Here is a 14,655-nt window from a genome sequence, read left to right as displayed (position 1 = left end):
GGCCTGCACCGCGCCATAGGCGCCGGCGGTGGAGACGGCAATTAGGTCACCGGCCTTCAGCCTGGGCAGATCGCGATCGAGGCCGATGTAATCGCCGGTCTCGCAGACCGGGCCGACCACATCGACCATCATGCGCGGCGTGTCCGCCGGCGGCTGCACGACCGGGCGGATGTCATGGAAAGCATCGTAGAGCGTCGGCCGGATCAGATCGTTCATGGCGGCGTCGACGACGAGGAAGTTCTTGGCGTCGCCTTCCTTTACGAAGATCACTTCCGAGACGAGGATGCCGGCATTGCCCACGATCAGCCGGCCCGGCTCGAACATCACCTTCAACCCGAGCTTGGTGACATGCCTCCTGACGATCTGGGCATAGGCATCGGGCAGCGGCGGCGGGTTGTTGTCGACGCGATAAGGGATGCCGAGGCCGCCGCCGAGGTCGATATGCTCGATGGCATGGCCGTCGGTGCGCAGCGCGCCGACCAGATCGACAAGCAGAGCGAAGGCGTCGTCGAAAGGCTGCAGTTCGGTGATCTGGCTGCCGATATGGGTGTCGATGCCGGTGATCTTGATACCGGGAAGCTTTGCCGCGCGGGCATAGACCTGGCGGGCCTTCTGCCACGGGATGCCGAACTTGTTCTCGGCCTTGCCAGTGGAGATCTTCTTGTGGGTCCTGGCGTCGACATCGGGATTGATACGTAGCGAGATCGACGCCACCTTGCCAAGTGCGGCGGCTCGCGCCGACAGCAGTTCGAGTTCAGGCTCGGATTCAACGTTGAAGCAGAGGATGCCGGCGGCAAGGGCAAAGTCCATTTCACGCGCGGTCTTGCCGACGCCCGAAAACAGGATCTTGCCTGCCGGGATGCCGGCGGCCAGCGCCCGGCGCAATTCACCTTCCGAAACCACATCGGCGCCGGCGCCGAGCTTCGCCAGCGTGCGCAGAACGGCCTGGTTGGAATTGGCCTTCATGGCGTAGCAGACCCGCGCGTCGAGCCCGGCAAAGGCTTGCGCGAACACCCGGTAGTGTCTGGTCAAGGTGGCCGTCGAATAGCAGTAGAACGGCGTGCCGACCTGTGTAGCGATATCGGGGATCGCCACGTCCTCGGCATGGAGCACGCCGTCGCGGTAGTCGAAATGGTTCACTCGAGTGGTTCCGGAAAGTTGGGGCACGATGAGACCGGGTTTGGAAAGACCAACCCCGGTGTCATCGGCTCTAGATCAGCGGGTCGAGGATGAATTTCTTGTCCACGACCGGTTTTTCCGGCTCCGGCGGCACAGGCTGGTGAGCCTTCGAGGCGTCCTTGCGCGCTTGCACGGCTGCCTCATAGGGCGTGTCGAGACCGCCCCTCCTACCGCAGGCCGAAACGGCCGCGATCGCAACCAGCAGCGTCAGCGTCACCAAAATCCTGCTTCCGGTCATCGATCCATCCGTCCGAAACGTTTGCCAGCCGCCGCTTTTAGCCGAGTTCTCAGCGTATTGCACCCCGGATATTGCTGGTCGCAATATCCCCCGGATATTGCTGGTCGCAATATCTGGCATCACGCTTTCGCCAGTCGCTTTTTCCAGGCTCGGATCTGCTTCCTCACTTCCGACGGCGCGGTGCCGCCGAAACTGGTGCGGCTCTTGACCGAGTTCTGCACCGCCAGCACCGAAAATATGTCCGCCGTGATGCCGGGATTGATCGACTGCAAATCCTCCAGCGAAAGCTTCTCCAGCCCCACCTTCTTGTCTTCGGCCAGTGCCACCGCCCGGCCGGTGACATGATGCGCCTCGCGGAACGGCAGGCCGAGCGTGCGCACCAGCCAGTCGGCGAGGTCGGTCGCTGTCGCGTGGCCGGAGCCGGCGGCCTTCTTCATCGCGGCTGCGTTGATCGTCATGTCCGAGACCATGCCGGTCATCGCGGCCAGCATCAGGTCGAGCGTCTCGGCGGCATCGAACGCCGATTCCTTGTCTTCCTGCATGTCCTTGCCATAGGTCAAAGGCATGCCCTTCATCACCGTCAGCAGGCCGACCAGATGGCCGGTGACGCGGCCGGTCTTGCCGCGCACCAGTTCGGCGGCGTCAGGGTTCTTCTTTTGCGGCATGATCGAGGAGCCGGTGGAAAACGAGTCCGACAGCCTGACGAAACCGAACTGCGGCGTCGACCAGATGATGATCTCCTCGGCCAGCCGCGACAAATGCGTGGCGCAGATCGCGGCAAGAGCGAGGAATTCGAGAGCGAAATCGCGGTCCGAAACGCTGTCGAGCGAATTGCGCATCGGCTCGCGGAAGCCGAGCGCCTTGGCGGTCTGGTGACGGTCGATCGGGAAACTGGTGCCGGCGAGCGCTGCGGCACCGAGCGGGCTTTCGTCCATCCGTTCGATCGCATCGCGCACACGCGACAGGTCACGCGAAAACATTTCGACATAGGCCATGCAGTGATGGCCGAAGGTCACCGGTTGTGCCGCCTGCATATGGGTAAAGCCCGGCATCACCGTTGCCGCATGCTCCTCGGCCCGCTCCAGCAGCGCCTTGATCAACCCTTTCAGCGCCTCGGCGACGCGAAAGCACTCGTCCTTGACCCACAGCCTCAAATCGACCGCCACCTGGTCGTTGCGCGAGCGGGCGGTGTGCAGCCGGCCGGCGGCCGGGCCGATCAGATCGGCAAGGCGTGCCTCGATGTTCATGTGGATGTCTTCGAGCCGAGTCGAGAACTCGAAGGTGCCGGCCTCGATCTCTTTCAGGATCGTGTTCAGCCCGTGAGCGATTTTTTCTTGATCGGCTGCCGAAATAATGCCCGTTTGCGCCAGCATCTCGCTATGGGCGATCGAGCCTTTGATGTCCTGGGCATAGAGTTTACGGTCGAACGAGATCGACGCGTTGATGGCTTCCATGATCGCGGCCGGACCCGAGGCAAAACGTCCGCCCCACATCTGGTTGCTGGTCTTCTTGTCGCTCATGGCTATAACCCGTGCTTCGGAGCAGTTTTGAGAAAATGGCAGACGGTAATAGATTCTTCCCGGCCCCGCGCCTGATCTTCGCCGCCTTGGTGGCAGGCGCGCTGGCCGGCGCGGTCGCGGTATATGTCAGCGAGAGCCGGTCTGGCAACAATGCACCGGCACAAGCGGCCGTCGGCGAGAGCAAGGACGACGTTGCCTGCGCGGCCAAGAGCGACCGCGCCAAGAAGGTCGCGGCCTCCGCCACCGGGGAGGTCGCCGCGCTTTTGCCGGCCGATCCGCCGCAATCCCTAAAGAGCCTCGCCTTCAATGGCCCGGACGGCAAGCCGATGACGCTTGCCGATCATGCCGGCAAGACGGTGCTGCTCAACCTGTGGGCGACATGGTGCGCGCCGTGCCGAGCCGAAATGCCGGCGCTCGATGCACTGCAGAAGGAAAAGGGCAGCGATGCCTTTCAGGTGGTCGCCGTCAATGTCGATGCCGGTGACGATACGAAGCCGAAGAAGTTCCTCAGCGATACCGGCGTCAAGACGCTCGGCTATTTCAGGGATTCGACGATGGGGCTGTTCAACGACCTCAAGACGCGCGGCTTGGCGCTCGGCCTTCCCGTCACCATGCTGATCGACGGCGAAGGCTGCCTGATCGCCCATATGAATGGCCCGGCCGAATGGTCGGGGCCGGATGCCAGACGACTGGTCGAGACCGCACTCAAGCCCGAAAGCCTCTAAAAGGGCGTCGTTGTCCCAAAGCCGCTATACCCTTTGGGCGATCAGGCCCTGTTCAGACCGAGCGCGGGCGCGGGCGCGAAGGCGTGTTTTTCCGGAGCAGGGGTGGTTGATTTCTTCTGGTGGAAGCCGGCCGCCCGCGCTCGTCAGGCGATGCGGACCGTCACGACAAGTGCCTCGTGATCGGAGCTCGGCCTGCCGTCCGCCAGCACAGCCGGAAGAACGGCAGGAGCCGTTGCGACAAGGCCGCGCGTGAAGAACCAGTCGATGTGGCCGATCGGGGTGGGATCGCCGGCCTCGCGTCGCTGCGTGGGCAGGTCGAGCTTGTTGGCGGGCTTCCAGTCGTAACCGCGCCCGGCGAGGACCGCGAACAGTGGTTCATGGCGTTCGACATCGATCAGCCGGTCCGGCTCTGCCGCGATGCGCGCCGCCCAGGCGTCGGGATCGTCATTGCGCTCCTCATGGGTTGACGTCAGCGTGTTGAAGTCGCCGCCAAGCAAGACCGGCGCCTGCGAATCGTATTTGTCGATGGCATCGAGGAGATGGCTGGTCTGGATGGCACGGCCGGCGGGATCTGTGCGGTTTTCCAGATGCACCGAGACCACCGTCACCCTGCGGTCACCGATCCGCACCTGGCCACCGATGGCCATGCGTCCGCCGATGCGCGGCTGGCCGCGTTCCGGCCGGAACCAGCCGCCAGCCGCCTCGAGGCGGACCAGGAAAGGGCGAAGTAGTGGGATGGCGCTGGTCACGGCATTGCCATGGAAGCCTTCTGTATTCTGGGCCGTGCCGGTTGCGGCCTGCTCAGCCTCGTTGCCGCCGCCGAGCTCGACGAATTCGACACCATAGGCGAAGGCATGGCCGAGTCGGTCGGCAAGAACACGCAAAGGATGGCCGTTGCCTGAGCGCACCATGCCTTCGTCAACCTCGGACAGCAGCACGACATCGGGAGCCTGGCCGGCAAGCGTGGCCGCGATAGCATCGCCATGGCGCAGCCGTTCGACGTTCCAGGCCACGACGGTGAGCGTTTCGCCGGCGCTTTCGCGTGAAGTCTTGCCGCCGATTTCGATCTGGCCAAGTGCCGGTGTGGCGGCAGCCAGGCGCAGATGGGTGGCGCTGTCGCGTGGCCCGTCGCGCATGGCCTGGCGCTCAGCGAGTGGAACATGCGTCAGCTGTGGCACCAGCATTTCATTCATCCCTTAGCCGGGTAATCATGACAGCTCTTCAGGGTCTTTACGTCCTCGGCAGCCGCCCTAGCTACCTAGAGCGCCGGCATGACATTTTCATGCCGGCGCAACCGCCGGAGAGGAGAAGAGACGGGCTGTCCACAGGCCTGAGAGGCCACAGCAGAACTGTCACATACCTTCTCTAAGAGAGCGTGCAAGGACTTGCGCAAGACCCTTGTCAACAGCCACTCAAGAGGGAAGAAATCATGACCATCATCAAGCGGGGCTTCGCCGCCCTTGCCGCTGGCGCGCTCAGCGCAGCGCTTGCCATGCCTGCCGTCGCAGAGCCGGTAAAATTCGATTTCTGGTTCGGCCTTTCGGGCGATCTCGCCCGCGTCGTCGACACGCTGTGCAAGAACTTCAACGCCTCGCAGACCGACTATGAAGTCGTCTGCACCAGCCAGGGCAATTACGACGCCACGCTGCAGAACACGATCGCCGCCTTCCGCGCCGGCAAGCAGCCGGCCGTCGTCCAGGTCTATGACGTAGGCACCGCCACCATGATGCTGTCGGGCGCCTACAAGCCGGCCGACAAGCCGATGGAAGAAAACGGCTACAAGATTGACTACGCCGACTATTTCCCCGGCATCGCGCGCTACTATGCGACCTCGAAGGGCGAGATGCTGTCCTTCCCGTTCAATTCGTCGACCCCACTGATGTACTGGAACAAGGACGCCTTCGCCAAGATCGGCAAGACCGAGGCGCCGAAGACCTGGGAAGATGTCGCAGCCGACCTCCAGGCATTGAAGGACGCCGGCTACGAGTGCCCGATGGCGATCAACATCTCCGCCAATGAAAGCTGGCAGCTGATGGAGCAGTTCTCGGCGCTCCACAACCAACCAGTCGCCACCAAGAACAACGGCTATGACGGCCTCGACGCGCGTCTGGAAGTCAACAAGACCAAGTTCGTCCAGTACGTCACCGATCTCAAGAAGTGGTATGATGCCGGCCTGATCAAGATCAAGTCCAAGGACCTCGGCCAGGATATGGTCCAGGCCTTCGCTTCCGGCACCTGCCAGGTCATCCTGACTTCGGTCGGCGATCACGGCACCGTCGGCAAGACCCAGAAGGAAGGCATGAACTGGGATGTCGCCGAACTGCCGGTCTATGCCGGTACCGAGCGCAAGAATTCGCTCGTCGGCGGCGCTTCGCTATGGGTTCTCTCGGGCAAGTCGGATGCGGAATACAAAGGCGCAGCCGCGTTCCTCAACTTCATCCACGACCCCAAGACCGCATTGTTCTGGTCGACCAACACCGGCTACATCCCGGTGACCAAGTCGGGCTTCGACTACATGAAGTCCACCGGCTTCTACGACAAGGCGCCCTACAAGGGCCGTGAAGTCGCGATCGCCAGCCTGACCGCGTCCGAGCCGACCGAAATCACCCGCGGTGTGCGGCTGGGCAATTTCACCCAGATCCGCGCCGAGTTCGGCACGCAGATGCAGGCGATCTTCGCCAACAAGGTCAGCGTCCAGGAGGGCCTCGATACGCTGGTCAAGAATGGCGACGCCATCCTCGACCGCTTCCAGCAGACCTATCCGGGCAAGACCCTGCCCTGATCTCGGAATCTACGCGGCCGCCCGCCGGTCTTCTCCGAGCATGATCCGTGGACAAACGGAAACCGTTTGTCCGTAAAAACGGGTTTCCACTTTTCGGGATCATGCTTGGGTCGACGGGCGGCCATTTCGTTATTAATCTTGCTCTAAGTGGCCGTTGAGCGGCATCGGCGGACCGATGGAAAAACGCGTTACCTTTGGCAGCTGGACGATCGGCATCCTTTTCGCGGTGCCTCAGCTCCTCTTGATCTTCACGTTCTTCTACTGGCCCGCCGGTCAGGCCGTGTACTGGTCGCTGACGCTGCAGCAGCCCTGGGGCGGCGGCAATGTCTGGGTCGGGCTCGACAATTTCCGCTCGATCCTGTCCAACGCCGACTACTGGAATTCGATCACCGCCAGCCTGGTCTTTGCCGCGATCAGCACCGGGCTTGCGATGTTCGTCGCGCTGGTGCTCGCGGCGCTGACCGACCGCCAGCTTGCCGGCTCGCGCTTCTATCGCGTGGTGCTGATCTGGCCTTACGGCATCGCGGCCCCTGCGCTGGCGCTGGCGTTCCGCTTCATTCTGGCGCCGGAGGCGGGGTTCCTTTCCGTCATCAACCGGATGTGGCCAGGGATCTGGGATCCGGGTCTCGATGGCGCGGATGCCATGGCGTCGATCATCGTCGCCTTCTCGTGGAAATATGTCGGCTACAACTTCATTTTCTTCCTGGCCGCGTTCCAGGCCATCCCGCGTTCGCTGATCGAGGCAGCGGCGATGGACGGGTCCGGGGTCGTCAGACGTTTCTGGGACATCCAGTTCCCGCTGATCACGCCGACGATCTTCTTCCTGCTGGTCATCAACATCACCGAGAGCTTCCAGGATTCGTTCGGCATCGTCGACATCATGACCTCGGGTGGGCCGGCGAACGCCACCAATTTGATGGTCTACAAGATCTATTCCGACGGCTTCAAAGGCCTCGATTTTTCCGGCGCCGCCGCGCAGAGCATCATCCTGATGGTGCTCATCATCGTGCTTACCATCTTCCAGTTCCGCTTTATCGAGCGGCGCGTGCACTATCAGTGAGACGGTCATGGTAGAGCGCACCCCCATCCTGAACTTCGTCACGCACCTTGTGCTGTTCATCGGGTTTTTGTTGGCGATCGCGCCTTTCGTGATCGTGGTGATTGCCTCGTCGCACAATCTGAAGGACGTCAACGACGTGCCGATGTCCCTGCTGCCGGGTAGCGATTTCTGGCTCAACATCAAGACGGCGTGGACGACGGCCGATCTCGGCCCCAAGCTGCTCAACAGTTTCATCGTTGCCACGGGGGTCGCGGCGGGCAAGGTGATAATTTCGGCGCTTACGGCCTTTTCGATCGTCTATTTCCGCTATCCCGGCCGCACCTTCATCTTCTGGCTGATCTTCGTCACCCTGATGCTGCCGCTGGAAGTGCGCATCGTCCCGACCTACGCGGTCGTTGCCAATGTGCTTACGCCCTATCAGGCGATTCTCGACGTGACCGGCATAAGCTGGCTCATAGAAAAGGTTTCGGGCGTTCAGGTCTCGCTGAACCTAGGGCTGCTCAATTCTTATCCCGGGCTTATCCTGCCGCTGGTCGCGACGGCCACCGGCACCTTCCTTTATCGGCAGTTCTTCCTGACGATACCGGACGAATTGACCGAGGCGGCGCGCATGGACGGTGCCGGCGCGCTGCGCTTCTTCATCGATGTTCTGCTGCCGCTGTCGCGCACCAACATGGCGGCGCTTGGAACCATCATGTTTCTGTATGCATGGAACCAGTATTTGTGGCCGCTGCTCATCACCACGGATCAATCCCATGCGATGGCGGTCACCGAACTCAAGCAACTCATTCCCAACGTCGGCGGCATTCCCGAATGGAACATCGCCATGGCCGGCACACTCATCGTCATGCTGCCGCCGCTGATCGTCGTCGTGGCCATGCAGCGCTGGATCGTGCGCGGCCTGATCGCCACCGAGAAGTGACTTCAGAAGGATAGAGCCGATGGCCTCCATCACCATTCGCGACGTCAAGAAGAGCTACGCCAAGTTGCAGATTGTGCACGGCGTCGACCTCGACATCGCCTCGGGCGAATTTGTCGTCATTCTCGGGCCTTCCGGCTGCGGCAAGTCCACGCTGCTCAGGATGATCGCTGGGCTGGAAGAGATTTCCGGTGGCGAGATCGCCATCGACGGCACCGTGGTCAACAAATTGGAGCCGCGCGAGCGCGGCTGCGCCATGGTGTTCCAGAACTACGCGCTCTATCCGCATATGAGCGTGGCGCAGAACATCGGCTATTCGCTCAAGGTGGCCGGCGTCCCCGCCGCCGAGCGCCAGCTGCGCGTCCAGGCGGTTGCCCGCACGTTGGAGCTCGAGCATCTGCTCGACCGCAAGCCGATGGCGCTGTCCGGTGGCCAAAGGCAGCGCGTCGCCATGGGCCGGGCGATGATCCGCGAGCCCAAGGTGTTCCTGTTCGACGAACCGCTGTCCAACCTCGATGCCAAGCTGCGCGTTCAGATGCGTTCGGAGATCCGCAAGCTGCATCGCCGGCTGAATGCCACCTCGGTCTTCGTCACGCATGACCAGGTCGAGGCGATGACGCTAGCCGACCGGCTGGTGGTCATGAATGGCGGCCGCGTCGAGCAGGTCGGCACGCCGGCCCAGATCTATAGCCGTCCGGCCAGCCGCTTCGTCGCCACTTTCGTCGGTGCGCCGGCCATGAACATCCTCGAAGGCACAGTTGATCTCGACGGGCTGTCGCTGCTTGGCGGCAGCCGGCGCCTAGCCATGGCACGCGCGGGGCTGCCGGTCGGCACGAAGGTAGCGATGGGTATCCGGCCTGAAGCCGTCCGCCTGGTGGCGCCGGGCACGGCAGGCGCGCTCGATGCCACAGTCGATCTCGTCGAGGAGCTGGGCGCGGGACGCGTCATCTATGTCGATCTCGACGGTGCGTCGTTCTCCGTGATGACCTCGGAGGCCGTCCACCCCGAACCGGGCAGCGCGGTCGGCCTGAAGATTTCGCCGGAGGATATGCATTTCTTCTCGTCGGATACGGGAACACGTCTCGAGGTCTTCAAGGCCTCGGTGCCGGAACCGGCACTCTAATTTCTGAAGCCGCCAGTCATCGCCGATGACGGGCAGGCACCACCGACAAGTCCAAGAAGCGCGCAATGAAAATTATCCAGGTCACCGATGTCCATCTTGGCCGGCAAGGCGAGCGCCGCTATGGCGCAGACCTGCATCAGCGGCTGGCTTCATGCATCGCGCACATCAATGCGCATCACGCCGATGCCACGCTTTGTGTCTTCACCGGCGATCTGACCGAGACCGGCGCGCCCGAGAGCTATGCCGATCTCAGGACAGCCCTGAGCACGCTGTCGGTGCCCTGGCGGCTGCTGCCGGGAAACCACGATCGGCGGGCCAATCTTGTCGCGGCGTTTCCCGAGATTCCGCTCGATGAGAACGACTTCGTGCAGTCGGCCCATCAAACGGCCGACGAGGTGCTGCTGTTTCTCGACTGCCTGGCGGAAGGTCGCGTCGAAGGCGAATTGTGCGACAGGCGACTAGCCTGGCTCGAAGCCCGGCTCGAAGAAGCGGCCGGCCGGCCGGCCTATGTCTTCATGCATCATCCGCCGGTCGCGCTCGGCCTGCCGCAGCTCGATCCGCTTGCCCTTGAGCAGCCCGAACGGTTGCTCGGCCTGCTGCGGCGCCATGGCAATGTCCGCCACATCTTCTTCGGTCACGTCCATCGCGACATTGCCGGCACGGTCGCCGGCATTGCGTTCTCGGCGCAGCGCGGCCTGCATGCCAGGTTCGAGCTTGCGCTTGACAGATCGAGCGAGATTGTCGAGCAGGCGCCGCCTTCCTACGCGGTCGTCCTCATCGACAGCGCCAACGAGCACGTGGTCGTGCACGGTTGCGATTTTCTCGAACAATGGCCGATCTATTCCGGCGAAACCGGCGAGCGCCTCACGGCGTGAGCCGGCCACCCCGCGTTGAGGCGCGGTGCGGCGGCGCCTTCGATCAATCAGGCGAAGACATGCGCTTTTCCCGATACGGTCAGCCGGACGATCTCGCCGACCGCCGGCGCGTCCATGCCCGGTTTGCGCAGGACCAGCGGCGTGTTGCCGATCGCGGCCGCATCGGGCGGATCGGCATTGTTCAAGAGCCGCACCGCGATCGTGCACATCGAGCCGGCGAATTCCGATTCCGTCACTTCGCCGAACAGCATGTCCGAGGTGCCCGACATGCCCTCGCGCGACGTTCTTTTCAGCGCGATCTGCTCCGGCCGCAGCATGATGCGGGCGATATCGCGGCTGTCATTGGTATCGACCGCGATGCGGCCAAGCGGCGAGTTGGCGAAGCCGCCTGATATCTTTGCCGGCAGGATGATGGCGTCGCCGAGGAACTCGGCGATCATCCTGTCCTTCGGCTTGAGATAGAGGTCGCGCGGCGTCCCTACCTGCGAGAACCTGCCGTCGCGCATCACCGCGACCTGGCTGGCGAAGGACAGCGCTTCGGCCTGGTCGTGCGTGACCAGGATGGTGGTGATGCCGGCGGCTTCCAGAAGCTCGGCCACCGCCTTGCGCATCGAGGCGCGCAGGCCGGTATCCAAGGCCGAGAACGGCTCGTCGAGAAGCATCAGCCTGGGCTTCATCGCCATGGCGCGGGCGAGCGCCACACGCTGCTGCTGGCCGCCGGAGAGTTCGTGCGGGCGGCGTTTGAGGATCGCCTTGTCGAGGCCGACGATATAGGCGAGCTCGACGATGCGTTCGGTGCGCTTGTCCTCGCCGCGACCCATGCCGAAACCGATATTGTCACCAATGGTCAGATGCGGGAACAGCGCACCATCCTGCGCCACCACGCCGATGCCGCGGCGATGCGCCGGTACCGCAGCGCCGCCATTGGCCAGCACCTCGCCGTCGAGCATGATGCGGCCCTGGTCCGGGGCCTCGAAGCCGGCGATCAGCCGCAGCAAGGTCGTCTTGCCGCAGCCGGACGGGCCGACAATCGCCGTGCGGCTCCCGCTGGCGACGTTCAGGTCGACGCCGGCAAGGGCGGCCACCGGGCCGTAATGCTTGGTGAGGCCGCTGATTTCGAGAAAACTCATCGTCCGGCCATCCGTTTCGACTGGACATAGAGCAGCCAGGTCAAGGGAAGCGACATCGCCACCATGATGAAGGCGTAAGGTGCCGCGGAGGCATAATCAATCTCGCCGCTATAGGACCAGAAGGCCATCGCCAACGTGCGGGTGCCGTTCGGCGCCAGCATCTGGGTCGCGGTCAGTTCGTTCATGATGCCGAGCGCCACCAGCGCCATGCCAGCCGCGGCACCTGGCGCCGACAGGCGGATCGTCGTTGACCACAGCGCCTGCAGCGGCGGCCGGCCGAGGCTGGAAGCGGCGCGTTCGAGTTCGACCGGTGCCTGCGCGATCGACGCCCGCAGGCTGACCAGCGCGCGCGGCAGGAACATTAGCGCATAGGCAACCAGGATGGTGAACAGGGTCTGGTAGAGCGGCAGCGCGATGCGCACGGTGATGGTGACCAGCGCCAGCGCAATGACGACCCCCGGCAACGAGCCGACGATGTAATTGCAGCCCTCCAGCAGACGCTGCAATGGCCCCGGCGCGCGGACCGAGATCCAGGCCATTGGCATCGCGGCGACCGTGGCGAGCAATGCGCCGGCGAGCGCCAGGAACAGCGTCTGGCCAAGCGCCAGGCCGATCTCGTCGAAGCGCCAGACATCGGCGCCACCGGCGGCAAGCCAGCCGCCGATGGTGACGAACGGCACGCCGAGCGCCAGCAGCGTGGTGATGACAAGCAAGAGCAAGCTCGGGATGGTGGCGCGTCCGAGGCTTGTGCGCTGCTGATAGCGCGCGGCGCCGGAGCCGACACGAGCATAGCGTTCCTCGCCGCGCACCAGCACTTCGAGGCCGAGCAGCACGAAGCAGCAGCTCACCAGCGCGCCAGCCAGCATGTTGGCGGCCGGTCCGTTGAAGGTCGACTGGAACTGGTCGACGATCGCCGTGGTGAAGGTGTCGAAGCGGATGAAGACATAGAGGCCGTACTCGGCCAGCAGGTGCAGGCCGACCAGCAGCGAGCCGCCGCAGATGGCGAGCCGCAATTGCGGCAGCACGACACGCCAGAAGACGCGCCAGGGTCCAAGGCCGAGTGCGGCGGCGGCGTCCTCCAGGGCGGGATCGAGACGGCGCAACGCCGCCGACACCGGCAGATACAGGAACGGGAAATAGGCGATCACGGAAACCAGCACGCCGGCCCACAGGCCGTGCAGTCCCGGCACCATGGTGATCCAGGCATAGCTGTGCACGAAAGCCGGTATGGCGAGCGGCGCCACGCACAGCCAGGCCCAGAGCCGGGCCGCCGGCAGGTCGCTGCGCTCGGTCAGCCAGGCCAGCGCAACCGACAGCACGATGGTGATCGGCACGGAGAGCGCGACCAGCAGGACAGTATTGACCAGAAGCTCGCCGACACGCGGCCGGAAGACCAGCGCCGAGACGGTCTCCCAACCGGTCTGCACCGCGATCCAGATGATGAAGGCAAGTGGCACCAGCGCCAGCAGCGCAACGAAGATGGCGGCGACGACCAGCCAAAGCGGTGCGCGTCGGCGCGCCCTTCGGCCTGTGCCCAAAGGCAGGCCCGAGCGCGCGAGATCGACCGCAGACTGCATCAGGTCAGACGCCGTGCCGTTGCCGTCCAGCGGCAGCAATTGAAGGGCCGCGATCGCGGTAGGGAACACAGCGTGTCGTCATCGACGAATGCCATCTCGAAAAACAAAATCACTCCCGCGGAAGGCGAATTTCCGCGGGAGCGTGGTCGGTTGTCCTTTTAGGAGGAATGACAACTAAAGCAAGCCGGCTGCCGTCATCAGATCGGTGACCTTCTTGGAGTTCAGCGTCGTAGCATCGACCTTCGGTGCCTGCAGATCGGCGAGCGGCACCAGCTTCGGGTTAGACTTCGCACCCTTGCCGACCGCGTATTCGAAGGAATCGCCAGTCTTCAGCACGTCCTGGCCGCCCTTGCCGGTCACCCATTTCAGAAAGGCCTGGGCTTCCTTAGGATGCTTGCTCGAGGCCAGCACACCGCCGCCGGAGATCGAAACGAACGCGCCCGGATCCTGGTTCTTGAAATAGTGCAGCTCGACATTCTTGCTGTTTTCACCGGTCTTGGCCTGATCGCCGAAGTAGTAATAGTGGTAGATCACGCCTCCTTCGATCTCACCGGCATTGACCGCCTTCATCACCGTGCTGTTGCCCTTATAGGCGGTGAAATTGGTCTTCATCGCCTTCAGCCAGTCCGCCGTGGCGGCCTCGCCCTTGAGCTGAAGCAGCGCGCTGACGATGGCCTGGAAATCGGCGCCCGACGGGGAGGCGGCCCAACGGCCCTTCCAGCTCGGATCGGCGAGGTCAAGCATCGACTTGGGCAGCTGGTCGGCGGTCAGCTTGGTCTTGTTATAGGCAAAGACCGTGCTGCGCGCGGCGACGCCGACCCATTTGCCGCTGGCCGGCTGATAGTCCTGCGGAACCTGTGCCAGCGTGTCGGCGTCGACCGGTGCGAACAGGCCTGATGTCTCGACCAGCACCATGGCCGGTGAATTTTCGGTCAGGAAGACGTCGGCCGGCGAAGACGTACCTTCGGCGACGATCTGGTTGGAGAAGTCGCTGTCGCCGCCATTGCGCACGGTGACCTTGATGCCGGTTTCCTTGGTGAAGCCTTCGGCCCACGCCTTGGTCAGGTTTTCATGCTGGGCGTTGTAGACAATGATGCCATCATCTTCCGCCATCGCCGGGCCGCCGATCAGGCTGATTGCCAGCGCGGTGGCGCCGACGAGGGTGGAAAGAGCGTATTTCATGGCATTGTCCTCGATCTCGGGGAGTCTTCAGTCTGTCACGGCTGCACCTATCGATACATGACAAGGATAGTCAACATTGTCTTGCGGATTTTAATCAGACGCCGAGGCACAAACTTTCGTGATTTGCCGGTAATTTGGCTTGGACATTATTTCGCCGGCCACGTAACAAATCAGCGCCGAGACGCGAAAATCGGGGGAGTAACTCTTGTGAGCGGCAAGGATGAGGCCGAGCTTTCCCGGCTGATGCGGGCCGCGATCGCGGGAGACGAGAAGGCCTATGCCGACTTTCTGCACCGGATTGCCGCGCTGGTGCGCGGTTTTGTTCGGCGCAAGATCGTGCAGGGC

13 protein-coding genes and 1 pseudogene are annotated in these 14,655 nt (G+C 63.3%); 7 read left to right on the top strand and 7 right to left on the bottom strand.

Annotated features, from left to right (window positions below; all coding sequences use genetic code 11):
* The 3 genes from lysA to argH all read right to left on the bottom strand — a co-directional run.
* A partial coding sequence (gene lysA, locus EN935_RS06045; RefSeq protein ID WP_127373211.1) for a diaminopimelate decarboxylase occupies window positions 1–1,140 on the bottom strand: 1,140 nt, incomplete at its 3' end.
* 70 nt (window positions 1,141–1,210) lie between these two features.
* Window positions 1,211–1,417, bottom strand: a complete 207-nt coding sequence (locus EN935_RS06040; RefSeq protein ID WP_056583600.1) for a lipoprotein — start codon at window positions 1,415–1,417, stop codon at window positions 1,211–1,213.
* A gap of 119 nt (window positions 1,418–1,536) precedes the next feature.
* Entirely contained in the window at window positions 1,537–2,937 is a 1,401-nt protein-coding gene (gene argH, locus EN935_RS06035; protein WP_109671643.1) for an argininosuccinate lyase, read from the bottom strand.
* Window positions 2,938–2,972: 35 nt separating this feature from the next.
* Here argH and EN935_RS06030 point away from each other — a divergent pair, with 35 nt between their 5' ends.
* Entirely contained in the window at window positions 2,973–3,662 is a 690-nt protein-coding gene (locus tag EN935_RS06030; protein ID WP_109671644.1) for a TlpA disulfide reductase family protein, read from the top strand.
* Window positions 3,663–3,805: 143 nt separating this feature from the next.
* On the opposite strand, the gene EN935_RS06025 is transcribed toward EN935_RS06030, so the two are convergent.
* Window positions 3,806–4,846, bottom strand: a complete 1,041-nt coding sequence (locus tag EN935_RS06025) for an endonuclease/exonuclease/phosphatase family protein (RefSeq protein ID WP_127264446.1) — start codon at window positions 4,844–4,846, stop codon at window positions 3,806–3,808.
* Window positions 4,847–5,091: 245 nt separating this feature from the next.
* Between EN935_RS06025 and EN935_RS06020 the strand changes: the two genes are divergently transcribed.
* The 5 genes from EN935_RS06020 (at window position 5,092) to EN935_RS06000 (ending at window position 10,421) form a co-directional block, all read left to right on the top strand.
* Window positions 5,092–6,444, top strand: a complete 1,353-nt coding sequence (locus EN935_RS06020; RefSeq protein ID WP_127373210.1) for an extracellular solute-binding protein — start codon at window positions 5,092–5,094, stop codon at window positions 6,442–6,444.
* A gap of 175 nt (window positions 6,445–6,619) precedes the next feature.
* On the top strand, window positions 6,620–7,504 hold the full coding sequence (locus EN935_RS06015; protein ID WP_109671666.1) for an ABC transporter permease subunit: 885 nt from the start codon (window positions 6,620–6,622) through the stop codon (window positions 7,502–7,504).
* A 7-nt stretch (window positions 7,505–7,511) separates the two neighbouring features.
* Window positions 7,512–8,426: an ABC transporter permease subunit gene (locus tag EN935_RS06010; protein ID WP_109671646.1), complete on the top strand. Its 915-nt coding sequence runs from the start codon at window positions 7,512–7,514 to the stop codon at window positions 8,424–8,426.
* A gap of 19 nt (window positions 8,427–8,445) precedes the next feature.
* Window positions 8,446–9,546: a sn-glycerol-3-phosphate import ATP-binding protein UgpC gene (locus EN935_RS06005; protein ID WP_109671647.1), complete on the top strand. Its 1,101-nt coding sequence runs from the start codon at window positions 8,446–8,448 to the stop codon at window positions 9,544–9,546.
* 65 nt (window positions 9,547–9,611) lie between these two features.
* On the top strand, window positions 9,612–10,421 hold the full coding sequence (locus tag EN935_RS06000) for a phosphodiesterase (RefSeq protein WP_127264444.1): 810 nt from the start codon (window positions 9,612–9,614) through the stop codon (window positions 10,419–10,421).
* 47 nt (window positions 10,422–10,468) lie between these two features.
* On the opposite strand, the gene EN935_RS05995 is transcribed toward EN935_RS06000, so the two are convergent.
* From EN935_RS05995 to EN935_RS05985, 3 genes are all read right to left on the bottom strand, one after another.
* Entirely contained in the window at window positions 10,469–11,551 is a 1,083-nt protein-coding gene (locus EN935_RS05995) for an ABC transporter ATP-binding protein (RefSeq protein WP_127264443.1), read from the bottom strand.
* Window positions 11,548–13,128 carry an iron ABC transporter permease gene (locus EN935_RS05990; protein WP_164757699.1) on the bottom strand — a complete coding sequence of 527 codons (1,581 nt, stop codon included), beginning with the start codon at window positions 13,126–13,128 and terminating at the stop codon, window positions 11,548–11,550. Before EN935_RS05990 ends, EN935_RS05995 begins: the two co-directional genes overlap by 4 nt.
* Before the next feature lie 174 nt (window positions 13,129–13,302).
* Window positions 13,303–14,310, bottom strand: coding sequence for an iron ABC transporter substrate-binding protein (locus EN935_RS05985; protein ID WP_127264439.1), 1,008 nt, complete (start codon window positions 14,308–14,310; stop codon window positions 13,303–13,305).
* A 207-nt stretch (window positions 14,311–14,517) separates the two neighbouring features.
* On the opposite strand from EN935_RS05985, the pseudogene EN935_RS41880 reads away from it, so the two are divergent.
* Window positions 14,518–14,655 (top strand): annotated as a pseudogene (locus tag EN935_RS41880) (RNA polymerase subunit sigma); the annotation flags it as partial.

This window comes from Mesorhizobium sp. M7D.F.Ca.US.004.03.1.1, assembly GCF_003998635.1.
In the GTDB taxonomy this organism is placed as follows: domain Bacteria; phylum Pseudomonadota; class Alphaproteobacteria; order Rhizobiales; family Rhizobiaceae; genus Mesorhizobium; species Mesorhizobium loti.
This window is presented reverse-complemented; position numbering and strand designations above follow the sequence as displayed.

Excerpts from the sequence above, each read along its gene's own strand:
- EN935_RS06005 (WP_109671647.1), top strand. The coding sequence starts at position 8,446 with ATGGCCTCCATCACCATTCGCGACGTCAAGAAGAGCTACGCCAAGTTG.
- EN935_RS05995 (WP_127264443.1), bottom strand. The coding sequence starts at position 11,551 with ATGAGTTTTCTCGAAATCAGCGGCCTCACCAAGCATTACGGCCCGGTG.
- EN935_RS06010 (WP_109671646.1), top strand. The coding sequence starts at position 7,512 with ATGGTAGAGCGCACCCCCATCCTGAACTTCGTCACGCACCTTGTGCTG.
- EN935_RS06040 (WP_056583600.1), bottom strand. The coding sequence starts at position 1,417 with ATGACCGGAAGCAGGATTTTGGTGACGCTGACGCTGCTGGTTGCGATC.
- EN935_RS06015 (WP_109671666.1), top strand. The coding sequence starts at position 6,620 with ATGGAAAAACGCGTTACCTTTGGCAGCTGGACGATCGGCATCCTTTTC.
- EN935_RS05990 (WP_164757699.1), bottom strand. The coding sequence starts at position 13,128 with ATGCAGTCTGCGGTCGATCTCGCGCGCTCGGGCCTGCCTTTGGGCACA.
- argH (WP_109671643.1), bottom strand. The coding sequence starts at position 2,937 with ATGAGCGACAAGAAGACCAGCAACCAGATGTGGGGCGGACGTTTTGCC.
- EN935_RS06020 (WP_127373210.1), top strand. The coding sequence starts at position 5,092 with ATGACCATCATCAAGCGGGGCTTCGCCGCCCTTGCCGCTGGCGCGCTC.
- EN935_RS06030 (WP_109671644.1), top strand. The coding sequence starts at position 2,973 with ATGGCAGACGGTAATAGATTCTTCCCGGCCCCGCGCCTGATCTTCGCC.
- EN935_RS05985 (WP_127264439.1), bottom strand. The coding sequence starts at position 14,310 with ATGAAATACGCTCTTTCCACCCTCGTCGGCGCCACCGCGCTGGCAATC.
- EN935_RS06000 (WP_127264444.1), top strand. The coding sequence starts at position 9,612 with ATGAAAATTATCCAGGTCACCGATGTCCATCTTGGCCGGCAAGGCGAG.
- EN935_RS06025 (WP_127264446.1), bottom strand. The coding sequence starts at position 4,846 with ATGCTGGTGCCACAGCTGACGCATGTTCCACTCGCTGAGCGCCAGGCC.